We start from the raw sequence: 12,854 nt of genomic DNA, 5'->3' as shown, positions 1-12,854 counted from the left end.
CAGCTGTTCGCCAAGGTCAAACACTGGATGCGCAACGCCCAGGAACGTAGCCACGACGCTACATGGCGGCGCGTCGGTCAACTCCTCGACATCGTCTCACCGAACGAATGCGCGAACTATCTGCGAAACTCCGGATATGCTTCCGTCTAAATGGAGCACGCTCTAGCTGTTCGACTGCTTGCCGATTAACCGCTTCTTCCAACAGCGATGTAGCTTTCCCCGTTTCCGGCGACGAACGCGCCACTCGCCAGCATGTCCTTGATTTGCTGCTGGGGAGAGGCTCGGAAATTGTGGCGGTCGTTCGACTGTGAGCGCCAATACCCAAAGCCTTGGTCAAACAAAACGATGGCCTGACTTCCATCGCGATAGCACAGCTTCAGCTTTCGACCGTGCGCTGAGCCACTGTCGTCATAGCTGCAGGTGAAATTCAGCGCTGCGGCGAGGCCTTCGACCACGTCAGCACGATCATTAGCATCCTGCCAATTGTCGTTAAGGCGGATGGCAGGACGGTGATCTCGCTCTGGCCTCAGCTGCTCGGTCCGGACCGACAACGCCAATGGTGCACCTTTGGCGACAAGCGCATCGCGTAGCGCGGCAACAGTTTGGATCATCAGTAGGACCGGCAAGGGCGCTTTGAGATAGCGGTCGGAATATTCAATGCTGATCAGTTCGCCCGGCTTCCAGAGATTTGCGGCTTCCAGCTCGCCCTGCAATAGACGTGAGACAAAGCCACCGCCGAACAGCCTGATTGCCCTGCCTGGATCGCCGCTTATGATCTTGACGCGATCACCCGCCCTAAGCTGACGTTCGAGACTGTCCTCTGCGATTGGTTCCATAGCTGGCAGGCTCGCCAGCGTCGCGGCCACCACCGGGCAGTCCCGGCCCTTGCCCCAATCGGGGCCGAGTTGCTGTGCGCCGCTATCGCGAGTGAAGAAGCCCGTAGCTGTTGCGCCCTCAAGCGCTGCAATGAGCGCAGCTCCGTTTGGCGCCGCAGCCGCGCGTCCAATCCAGAGCGTAAATCCGTGTCGGTGTGACGCGTTTCTCAAACCGCGCCGAAAGGCTTCGTCTAGCGACTCCGCGACAGCCGGCGGCAGGACAAGGCGGATCCTGGCTCCAACTTTTTCCGCAGCAGCAAAAAGCGACACGAACGGCGGCTCGGTGAGAGCACCCAGGTCGCCAATGTCCTTGAAAAAAAGCGCCGCAACATCACCCTGTCGGAGACGCCGGGCTATTGCATCGGCGGCGGGTGGCGCGAGCAAGGCGCCAGGGAGGGCAATATCGCTCGGTTCCGGTCCAGCCAGTCCTTTCAGGAGTTCCTCGACCAGCGCAAGCGCTGGAATCCGGTCAATGATCTTTTGTTGGGCATGAAGATCGTTAGTCAGCACGCAGGCCGAGCAGGCCCGCTCACATGCTGCAGTGCAATCGAGAATGCGTCGAGCTTCTAGAAGATACTCGCCGATCTCGTCCGCAAGGCGCGGTGCGTATCCGGCGCCGCCGGCACTTTGATCGAACAAGAAGATCGATAGCGTGTCCTGACAGAGCGGTGCGGCGCGTCTGTCGATACTTAGGCCCAGTTCACGGGGCTCAATGCCAAGGCGCCGCGACAACGCTTCGCGCAAAGCCGAGCCCAATGCCCAAGCGGCACCGTGATCATCAAGACCGACAGGCTGAAACTCGAGAACATCTGTAAGGACTTCGTGGCCGAGGGCGATCGGTGCCGTGATCGCATAAGTCTTCTCATTGCCGGTGCACGGGCCCTTGTGCCCCTTAAGGGGGGTAAGCGGCTGATGCTGGTTCAGGCCGTTTGAGCTCGGCTCAGCAGCGCGGCCGCAATCGAGACAGATTTGATAACCCAGCTTTTCCTCGCCCCTGGAAGAGTGAAATACCAATCCATCACTGGCGCTGCGTATCCGGCCTAGTGCTGGGTTTGGAAGGGGTTCCCACGCGGCGCGGCGTGCAGAAATGCGCGGCGCAACTGGTTCGATATAATGGACTTGGTCTGTCTCCGCATGGGGCTTGGCATACCAGTCGACGCGAAAGCCCGAGGGATCGAGAAAATCTGCGTTATCGACAGCCGGCGATCCGCAGGCTGGACAATCCAATTCCGAACTGTGCGAACATCCTGTTTCATGGCAATCTCGGCACGACCAAACCGTTCGGATACTTTGAATTTCCCGCGCACTGGCGTCGGAGGCGGGTCGCTTCCAGTTCAAGGTGACGCCGGCAGAGGTCCACACCAATCCGTCGATGACCACCTCGGCGCCCGGCGCATATTCCCGAATGGCAATATCGGTTGTGCGGCTCGGATATTCATAGCGCGTGTTGCGCCCGACCTCCTTATCCTCATCCGTAATGCTCGCGTGCCGCCGATCCTGGGTTTCGCGGCAACTATTGTCGAACAGGAGCACGGCGTTGGGAAAGCCGTGCCCCGGCAGGAGCGAAGCGTTCGCCAGTTCCTTCAGCAACGGTTCGCCAGTCATCCGCTTGGCGCGGATTTCGATGCTCTTGCGCGCCTCCGGCGCGAGGTCGACGAGCTGCTCACCCAACCGCTGCCATTGCCGGCCAAAGGAATCGCGCGCTCTTTCGAACATTTGAGCAGCGGTTTCGAGGACCGTGCTGTCCAGCGCGAGTGCAGTACCGGCGACCAACCGTTTGACTGCCGGCATCATCGCGCCCGCCGTGCTTGGTTCGCGGAGCCATGCGACGAATTGCGCTGCGGGTGGATCCTCATCAGCGGGCATCGAAAGCCCCTGCGGGAAACCATAAAAGTCGCCTACCTTGATTCGGGTGAGCTGGCCTTCGGCCGCGCGCAGCCATGCGGCGAGCAGCAATGCGTTCACGTGGCGCTGAACGATACGCGCTGAGTCCATCGTGACTTTCGGCGCGCGTAGACCACGATTTAGATAGTGCACGGGATCGCGAAAGGTCTCGCGATCTAGCGGCGTGTCACGGGCCAGGGTCAATGAGAATGAGAAGCATTGTCCGCGTCGGCCTGCTCGGCCGACCCGCTGCCGGTAGTTCGCTATCGATGGCGGCACATTGGTATTCAACACCGCTTCCACTGAACCAATATCGACGCCCATCTCCATGGTCGTCGAGCAGGTCAGCATGTTGATACGCCCGGCTTTGAACTCTCGCTCAAACTCACGCAGCCGGTGCGGCGGCTGCTGCGCGGAGTGCTCTTCGACACGGATATAGGGAGCGAACGCGGCTGCACGGTCGTGCAAGTCTCCCCACGCGCCACGGATGCGCAATGCAGCGATCTCCGGGTCAGATTCGACGAAGTGTGTAAGCTCTGCTCGCTCCTTTTCCGTACGCGGCAGCGTCACAGGCAGGCGCGGCAGGACGATAGGCTGCGGAGCGACATCTGCGTTGAGTGCCCGCCTATCGACGCCATATTGCGAACGGCCAAACAACAGCCGCGGCAAGACTCGGTGCGTAATGGGGCAAAGCCAGGCATCACGCACCGGCGCGATCCTAGCGCGCCCAATATCCAGCGCATAGGTCGACCCATCACCTTCGAGGAGAGGGCGCACCGCCCTCCAGGCGCTTTCAAGCACCTCGTTGATCTCGCCGCGATCGGCCGCGTCATTGCTGTCGAGATCCAGGCCACGTTCCAGCGCCAGGACGGCATTTGACTTGGAACCCGTCCGCGCGCGCGGCCATCGCAGATCGCTTTCTTTGCGCTTCTCCTCGTCGGGCCCGACGATGTTGCGCAGAAAGGCACGCTTTGGCAGCAGCCAGCGGGCATCTTCCCGATCGATCTGCAGCACAAAGTACGCGCGCAGTGGACTGTCCAGCATATAATAGAGGAAGGCGCGCCATTCTTCGATCGTCCGGTTCTTCCGCCGGAACGCATCGGGGAGGCTGGACTCGGCAAGCTTTTCGATCCGGTCGAACGTAAGCTGGGCAAATCCCAGTGTCTCAAGCGCATTAGCCCTGCGCGGACGGCGGGCAAGTTCGCGCAGGAGGAGAAAGTTGGCGAGCGCCTTTGGTTGCGTGTGGTACCGCTCGTCTCGATCTAGATCCCAGACGTTACTGATCCACTCGGTGACCAACGGTTCATCAGCGATCGCGCGCACGGCCTCGTGCCATGTGATCGGTTCAGCCGCGCTTGCACCGTCGAGCTTCGCTCGTGCCGCGTCGAGCGAAGGTTGCAGCAGCGGTTCTGACTTTGCCAGTTCGGTTAGCTTCGAAACCGTCGCCTCAAGGATGGCGCGTTCTTCGGGGACGATATCCGCCGATGCGGCTCGTCGCTGAACCATATGGTAGACCAGTGCTCGGACGGCTCCGCGTTCCGACATCGTCTCAATGCTCGCCGCAAAGCGAGCGGTACCCTGTCTGCTGTCAGTGAAGGACAGGAGCTGCCGTCCTTCGGCTGGCGTCTCGACTGTACGCACCTGGGCTGGAGAGACGCCTTCGAGCATGGTTGGCGCGGCGTTCTGGATAAGAAAAGGAGCGCCAAATCGGAAGCTACGCAACGGGCTGGTACGTGTGTCGCTCGGTGCGGCATGGCAATGCGGGCAAGCTGGGCTGTGAAGCTCATCACTAATGCCGATCGGAGTTCCTGCCGAGCGTCGCTCAGGTAAGACACCAGTCGTCAGATCCACGGCATGATCGCGTATCTTGGCGAGTACGCGCGTGGCGATCAGCCTCCGTGTGCCCGGTATGGCCGTATCGGCGCGTTCCTCATCCGCCTCGGCCGCCTCTTCCGCGCCTTCGTCTTCACGATCGCTGGCTTGCGTAAATTCATCTTCATCGGACGGGGATTCGCCCGGAAGCAATCGATCGCCGTGCTCGAAAGCATTGAGCCAAGGCTCCCCGCATTCGCGGCAGCCAATGATTTCGAAGACAGGTGCGCGGCAATCGAAACAGACCGTCTGAAGCTCGAAGTGGACCATGCCGAACGGCCAGCCCTCAGGCCGCGCGCCAGAACAGCCGGGGTTGAGGCATGACCAAAGACCCGGCACCGAGCGAACGAAGTTGTGCACGCGCAGGGGCAAGATCGACGTGCCGCCCCGACGGCCTGCGATAGCTTCGAGAAGATCAGAAGCAGCGACGCCTCCCGAAGCGCTACTTTGCTCGACTTTGGTCAGCGCGATGCCGGTCGATTCTGCGGCACGAACGATATGTTGAACCAAGGGTTGGCGCGAAAGAGCTGGCAGGTCAGCCAGCAGCGGCTGAAGCATGTGCGGAGCGTCCGGAGGCGGCAAGATCACCTTCTCGCGCCCGCCGAGCACAACATGCACTCGGTCCATTGCGACGCCTGCAAGGTCTGCGAGATATCGTTGAAGATCAGCTCGCGCCTCGTCGCCGGCGCCACCGATTGTTGCAGAGGTCGCGACGAACCGGACATCCTTTGCCTCGACGCCGAACGTCTCGAGCACGCGTCGGAGCAACAGCGAGATTTCCGCAGCCGCCGAGCCCACGTAGCTATGGGCTTCGTCAATGATGATCCAACGCAGTTTGCCGCGCGATGCGTCGACGATCGGCTGATCCTCTTTCCGGATCGTCATATACTCGAGCATGGTATTATTGGTGACGAGGATCGGCGGCGGATTCGTTCTAAGGGTGGTCCGGTAGAGAACCTGCTCCGGCACTTCCTCCTCCGCCCGGTCACGTGCTGATTTTCGCTTGTCGGCCATTTGGCCGTTGTAGAGGGCGAAGCGAATCCTGCCTGCGAAGGGCTGAGTCCAGCGACGCAGCCTTTCCTGCTGGCTCGCGATCAACGCGTTGAGCGGATAAAGCATGATGGCTCGCACGCCACTCAATGCTCCATCGCGTTCTGCTTCGCGTGCCAAGTCATCAAGCAACGGGACCAGAAAACATTCGGTTTTGCCGGAGCCGGTGCCGCTTGAAACCAAGACAGAATCTCGTCGCTCCCCGGTTAGAAGCCGCCAGGCTTCGAGCTGATGGGCGTAGGCGGGATGATCGAACCGGTAGTCATCACCCGGCTCGCCCCAGGTGAGCGCCTCAACGAGATTGGGATGCAACAGATTTCCCGCTAGCGCCTCCGGCTTGATGCCGGATGAGATATAGCCCGAGGCACCTTCAACCGCGGGGTCGGCGAAAAGCGCGCCGCGCGTGATATCGCGACCTGACAGCCGCTCACGCAGGAAACCGTTCAACGCGTCATGCCGGAACCCACCCTGCGCGATTACTGCCTCCGTGACGCGCGACCTGAGGCGGCGATCGATTTCAAAGGGGCTCGGTTGCATAGGGAACGTGGGATCACGATCGGCCAAATTCAGGACTCCATTAACGCGGCAGCAAAGGCCTCACGGAAATATCTCGGATGCCGTCGCGCGACATCCTTGATGCAATAGATTTGCGGCAGACTAAGTGTGCAGCGTTCTGCAGCTGCCCGCGCGGCAACGATGGGGGCGTCTAGGGCCCGCCAAAACGGTTCGGGGAATGGCCAAGGTGGTAGCTGAACTTGATGTTCAGGCCGAAACGGATTTGCGAGCGTAGATGAAATCCGATCCGTCGAGCGGTTAAGAAACGCCTGAACGACATGGCTCAACCCGGTGACGCTCGTGGCGAGTTCGAGAAGGGGACCAAGAGCCTCGTCCAGACCTGCAATGGCCAACCGGCGTTCACTGATAACACGAGCAATTTCGGTTACTCGGTCCGGCATCAGGGTGAACAGCTGCTCGAACTTTGCTTCACTGGCGGCCAGCCAAAGGCGCCGCGGTATCGTCGCCCAGATCAGAGGCAGGCCCTCCGAGAGCTGGAATACGTATTCCAGATCGGCCGGAGCCGCGTTGAACAAAAGTAGAGGCCCAAGAGCAGGGTGTCTGACGGTCTTCGCGAGAATGTCGAACGTCCCAGCCCTAAGGCCGTCAAGCGAGGATGCGAGCCGGATGATCGCCTTGATCGTCTCCTGGTTCCTGGCCGTGCCGGGAGCCGAAATCACCTCTTCGCACAATTGATCCAGTTCGGCGTCGCGCACGAACCTGTCCGACTGCGCCATTGCGCGCGCAAGAGGTGTATTAGGCGGCACCGCAAGTGGAGCACCTACAATGCGGAACGGCTCGCTAATCACCCGATCGTCAGAGCGAAGATAGATCAGCCATTCGCCGCGCAGGTGGGGCAGTTCGATAGGGCGGTGACCGCCAGCGGCGGGGGTATAGGGGGCGAGGTCGACATGCTCCTTCGCTGGATCATGAAGCGGACGCCCAACTACTCGCACGCGTTCATCCACCACTGCGCGCTTCGGTACGAGACGATCGGCCGCTTTCTCAAGAATCGTGTCGAATTCATTTACGTACCAGTAATCCTCATTACCATCATTGAAGTTGAGTCTGATCCGCGCGCGCAGATCCCCGAATGGGCGAAGCAATGTCGCGAGATCATCCCGGATCGCGGATAGCGGCAACTCTCCATCTACCCACCAACTTGCTTTCCCTTGATCGACCGCACGCCCCCGATCATCCAAAAGGTCGGCCATCAATTCGCAAGCATTTTCCGCGCGCGCGACATATTGATTTAGTGTAGCGATAGAAAGCCGAGAATTTCTTGGCGCGGGACCATCGTCCCAGTGTGAAATCCAGGCTTGGTGTGGAAGCGGTACACAGAGTGTGATCGTCTCACTTCGATCCGTCGATAGCCGGACACGACCTGAGGCGCGCGTGCCGCCGCGGCGCGGAACGCGCCAGGCACCGCCGGCGGTGTGGCGGGCTTCCTCCCATTCGATTTGTCCATCCCACCCGGTAATCATGAAGTCGATCGACTCACCGGCCATGGTCCGATTAATCGCAAATTTGGTCGGAAGGATCACCGCTTCGACCCGATCACGAACGTGTCGTGTCTTTGCGTCGAGCCATGCGAACTCGCAGCGGCCCAGTGTGGTGCTACCTTCGAAGCGACGCCAGCCGGAGGTATTCGCGGGTCGCCACCAAGCCTCACCGACTGTCGGCGCGCGTCCCCTGCCGCCGTCTCTGAGTTCAAATCGAACTGATCCGACAAACAAACGTGTTTCTGGCTCTTCCCCGACGCAGCCGCGAGGCGCGTCGCCTATCAGCGAAAGCTGATCACGCCGTTCGGCTGTTTGACCCGTTCTGATCAGGTAGAGATCGTCGCGATCCGACCGCACCATAACAGTGCCGGTAACGTCCCATAATCTTCGCTCGCCGTTAAGGCGCTCCTGTAGCTCGGTTGCTCGCGCGCCTTCCTCATTTGGCTGGACCGTCCAACCCGCCGGCACGTCCAGATACAGCTGGTCGGCCCGGTAGGAACCACTTCCCGTGCCCAGAACTGACAACAACGGAGGCAAACCCTCTCCGGCCGAGTCGCCGACGCAGGCGCGGACACCCGGGGCCATTCGCCCGCCATGCGGAATCGCGAATGGCGCGCAGACGCGCTTTCCTTCGCCGCGAAGTTCGACCTCGATCGGAATCGAGGCCGGTAGGTCAAAGTCAGTCCGGCTGCTGGTCGGCCGCGCGATCCAGTCGCCGTCCTCGCCCGGCTCAACGACCGCAAGCTCGCCCGAGGCGTGGCGCGCGAATTCGCCGGCTGGATAAAGCCTGAGTCTACTCCATTCCTCTGATAGCGGGCCTAGCACCGAGCGGCCATCGACATCACGCAAAGCACCCGCCAGATCGAGTCGTGCTCGCTCTCGCCAGTTCCCGTCTTCATGAACGAGCAGGCGGGTCGCTCTGATCGTACCGCTGCCCCCTTTAAGCGGCACCGTCCGCATAAGCCCGTCGACCAATGCCCCCCCATCATCGATCGAGAGCGGTAGGCGATCACGCCACGCCGGACGGTTCAAGTCGAGCCACGCCGATACAAGTGAGCCCGATATCGCGCCGCCCGCCTCTGCTTCACGCCGCAGCAGGACGATCTGCAAGGCGAGTTCTGCACAGACAGTCCGCATGCCATCATCGCGCCAACTGGATGGTACCATTGCCTCGAACTGCGCTGCAAAAGCGTCTGCGCGTGAAAGGTCGGCATCGGGCTCCGCAAGCAAGAAGCCGATCAGGCGCTCGAGAAATCTCCCGGCCCAACCCGCATTCTCACCTTGCAGCGCAGCCACTGGAAAGCCGCCCTGTCGTGCGATCGCCGAAAGTCGTAGATGCAGACCATTTAGCCGAAGGGGTGGAATCCCCCAGAACTTGAGGCCTGTGTCGGCGAGGCGCCGCCAACTTGTGTGATTCAGTGAGAGCCCGACTTCACTACCGAGGTCTGACCAGCGTTGGACACCGCCGCCATAGCTCCGGCGGAACCATTCGGCTGCCCATAACACAAACATTGCGCAATCGTGGGTATTGCGCTGATGATGCATCAGGGTCGCGCGACGCCGCAGATCGCGGTGCAGTCCCTCGAACTGTTCCTTGGAAAGACGATAGCGGTAAAGCGGTCTGCCGTCCGCCCTCTCGATATCAAGCGCGGCGAGCCATTGTGTTGCAGAACTCGAAGGCTGGTTAGGAGCCTCTGCTGCGGTTGTGCGTAGCTGCACCCGCCTTGCCATTGCGACGAATCGCAATTTTCTCGCCCACGGCTCGGGCCGCGTTCCCAGTTCGTCGCACAAAGTGAGGAGCGCGTCGGCTTCCGCCGCCTCAATCTGCGCTTCGAAATCTTCGCGCTCCATGCCCCTCCCTTCGCGATCGATCGCGCACCCGCCTTCGGCGCTTACGGCAAGTGCGTGATTACTGTCCTCAGCGGAATTACTAAGTCGTCGACTAATTAAAGTAAAATCGATCATCGGGCGGCGGGAATGGTTAGACAAGATGTGGTTCACTCTCCCCACGTCGAGCGGCAGCTTCCGGAATTACAAGTTGCCTTAATGTGCTGCTAGAATTGCGCGCGAACCAACCATCGTTACATCCCGATCCCAAGCCCGTGGCCCAAATCGATGCCATGATTGAGCGCGAGCTCTGCGCCAAGGCTGCGCCCGGTGTCGAACGTGATGCCAAGCTCCGCCTTTCGATTGGCCAGAATCGAATCCAGTTGCGGGTCCTTCTCAAGGCTCTTCGCCATGGTTGCCATCTCGCTCCGGATGGACTTCCGGCCGTGCATGTCGCCGGCCTCGTACGCACGTTGCGACTGACCCTCTAGCTTATTCCAGCGCTCCACGAACCGATCGGCGCGTCGTGCAGGATCGGTGCGCACTTCGCTCTCGAACAGCATCGCCCGTCGCGCGCGCTCAGGGGCACCGTTCGCCGCCTCCGTGGCGAGTGTCGGATCGCGCTTGTAGGCAGCTTCCGCATCGCGCGAGGCATCTTCGCGCAGCGCGTCAAGATCGCGCCGCGCTTCGGCCAGTTCGCGACGCTGTTCGGGCGTCGCCCGGCCTCCAGCATCCTGCGTCTCGAAGATATCCTCCACGGCCTGGGCATGACGGACGAACGCTTGTTTGCGGATCGCCCCGATGCTCGGCTCGGGAACTGAAGGCTCCGGCGCTCGCTGCTCGGGCAAAATGCCGTCGAACAGATCGCGCACCTTCTCCGGCACGACTTTGCGGATCACCTCGGCGACGCGCTCGCGGAACGTGATGCCGCGCCGCTCAGCAAACGCCCGGTCGGGCTCGTTCTGATCCTGGGTGTAGTCGCTCGCCATATCCTTGGCGCGCTCGCGCGACAGGGTACGCGTCAACCTGCCCTGATCGGCGAAGTCGTCATCGCCGTAATGGAGATCCACGCCGTCGCGGTGGCGTGATAGCGCGACATAGGCTGAGTGGCTGTCCATGCCCGGCGTCGCCAGTACATGCGTCCGATCAACCGTCATCCCCTGCGCCTTGTGGATGGTAGCAGCGTAGCCGTGATCGACCTGGGCATAATCCTTCACATCGAACGCGACCGATCGCCCATCGTCGAGCTGCACCGCCATGCGCGCGGTGGTGAGGCTTTCGATCGTTCCAAGCGTGCCGTTCTTCACACCAAGCGCGCGCTCGTTCTTCAAGAACATGATCCGGTCACCCGACGCGAACTCGCGCGATCCGCGCTCTGTTCCGATGACGATATCCTCGCCAAGCTGATCAGCCGCGCGAAGCCGCTCCCGCGCCGCCTCATTGAGCAACCGCACCTCATCGCGCGTGTGGGTGAGGATGATTCGAGACGCGTCTGGATTGACGAGCCGGTCGCGGTCCCAGCGATCGATCAGGGCCTCTCGCGCGTCCTCCCGGGTCGCGGCGGCATGGACCATGTCCCACTCGCCATATGCCTGGATCGCTTCGCCAGTTCGCCCGGTCGCGAGATGCCGTGTCGCGTCTCGCTGCCAGTCCTCATGTTGTCGGCGGATGTCGGTAATCTCGACCGCGCCGTGACGCTCGGCAACCGAGCGGAACGCAGCCCCCGCCTCGATCGCCTGGAGCTGTTCCGGATCGCCGACCAGCACGATCTTGGCGCCGCCCTTCTCGGCTTCCGAGACGACCCGCTCCATCTGCCGTGAGCCGATCATTCCGGCCTCGTCGATCACCAACACGCTGCTCTGGTCGAGCAGTTCGCGGCCCTGCGACCATTGATGCTCGATGCTGGCGATTGTGCGCGACGCGATGCCGGAGCCGCTCTCCAGATTCTCGGCCGCAATGCCCGAAAGCGCGAGCCCCTGGACATGATAGCCGGCGCTCTCCCAAGCTTCCCGCGCGACACCCAGCATCGCCGACTTGCCGGTGCCGGCATAGCCGACGACCACACCAAGATCCTTGCCACCTGTAACGTGCTCGAACGCCGACCGCTGCTCGGCCGACAGTAGCAGGCCGCGCCGCTCGGCCTCGCCGATCGCGCGGTCGCGGTCCCACTCGCTGACGTCATGCCGATCGCGCCCGGCCATCACGCCGGTCGCGCGCTCCAGCCGCTGTTCGGTCTCGATCATGTCGCGGCTGGTGAACCGCTCCTCGCCGCGGCCATCCTTGCCGAGCGCGACCAGTTCGGGTGAGCCGCGCACCGCCCCCATTACCTGGTCGAACTGCTCCTTCCCGTCGCTGTGGCGATGGACGAACATGGCAAGGTCGCGCCTCGTGAACGTCGCCTGGTTCTTCGTGATCGCGTGGAGCGCGATCTCAGGGTTGGCGATGATCTTCTCGCCATTGGCCCGTGCGATCTCCAGATGCTCATCGAGCCGCTCGGACACCAACCCCTGCGCCGCCATGCGGGACGCCGCCGGCCCGATCTTGTTCTGCGGCTCAAGCTCGATCCCCTGCGCTTCCAGCGAGCGGTGGTCGATCCGCGCATCGATATCGAGTTCGGCCAACCGCTGGTTGACGTGCTCGCTCCAGCGCTCGCGCCATTTCTCCAAAAGGTCGGTGCGGTTCCAGTCGCGGTTCTTCTTGCCGAACCCGTCCTCGCCAACCTCGCGCATCGTCAGCATCACATGCGCGTGCGGCTTCGCCATGCCATCGGCGCCCACGTCCCAATGCACATTGAGATCAGCGATCATTCCGCAATCAACGAACTCGTCGCGGACGAAGTCGCGGGCGAGCGCAATACCAAGTTCTGGGGATAGCTCACGCGGGATCGCGAACTCGATCTCGCGGGCAAGTTGCGCGTCGATCCGGATTTCGCTCGCCTCGACCTCGTTCCACAGCTTTTCGCGGTCTCCGAGCTCCTCCGGCGCGCCATCCGGCAGCATCACCTCGGAATGAACGACGCCCGACTTGTTTGAGAAGTCGTGGGTGCGATCGAGCCGGTCGTCGCGCAGCCGCGAGGCGGAGCGATACGCCGCCGACGCCAGGGCGCTCGATCCAGCAGCGCGGGAGATGACCTTGGCCGAGAAATGGTAGATCGCCATGACGGCAACCCACTTACACTTCAAAAGCGACGTCGGCACGACGTATAAGCGCGCCCTCGAAAATATTCATTTATCTCGGGAACTGTACGTCCCAACTTGTCCCACGCTGTTTACGCTGATCGATCGCCTCA

3 protein-coding genes and 1 pseudogene are annotated in these 12,854 nt (G+C 61.7%); 1 reads left to right on the top strand and 3 read right to left on the bottom strand.

Features of this window, described 5'->3' with window-relative positions:
• Positions 1-150 (top strand): annotated as a pseudogene (locus U1839_RS23545) (IS630 family transposase); the annotation flags it as partial.
• Between the two features lie 35 nt (positions 151-185).
• Here U1839_RS23545 and U1839_RS23540 read toward each other — a convergent pair.
• From U1839_RS23540 to traA, 3 genes are all read right to left on the bottom strand, one after another.
• Positions 186-6,245, bottom strand: coding sequence for a DEAD/DEAH box helicase (locus U1839_RS23540; protein ID WP_332806008.1), 6,060 nt, complete (start codon positions 6,243-6,245; stop codon positions 186-188).
• A 2-nt stretch (positions 6,246-6,247) separates the two neighbouring features.
• A complete protein-coding gene (locus U1839_RS23535; protein WP_332806007.1) occupies positions 6,248-9,739 on the bottom strand; it encodes an STY4851/ECs_5259 family protein in 3,492 nt (1,163 codons plus the stop codon).
• Positions 9,740-9,819: 80 nt separating this feature from the next.
• Positions 9,820-12,723 carry a Ti-type conjugative transfer relaxase TraA gene (gene traA, locus U1839_RS23530; protein ID WP_332806006.1) on the bottom strand — a complete coding sequence of 968 codons (2,904 nt, stop codon included), beginning with the start codon at positions 12,721-12,723 and terminating at the stop codon, positions 9,820-9,822.
• Positions 12,724-12,854 lie beyond the last annotated feature (131 nt).

Source organism: Parasphingomonas halimpatiens (assembly GCF_036663795.1).
Classification (GTDB): Bacteria; Pseudomonadota; Alphaproteobacteria; order Sphingomonadales; family Sphingomonadaceae; genus Sphingomonas.
The sequence above is the reverse complement of the archived record's forward strand: the minus strand, read 5'-3'. Positions and strand labels throughout refer to the sequence as shown.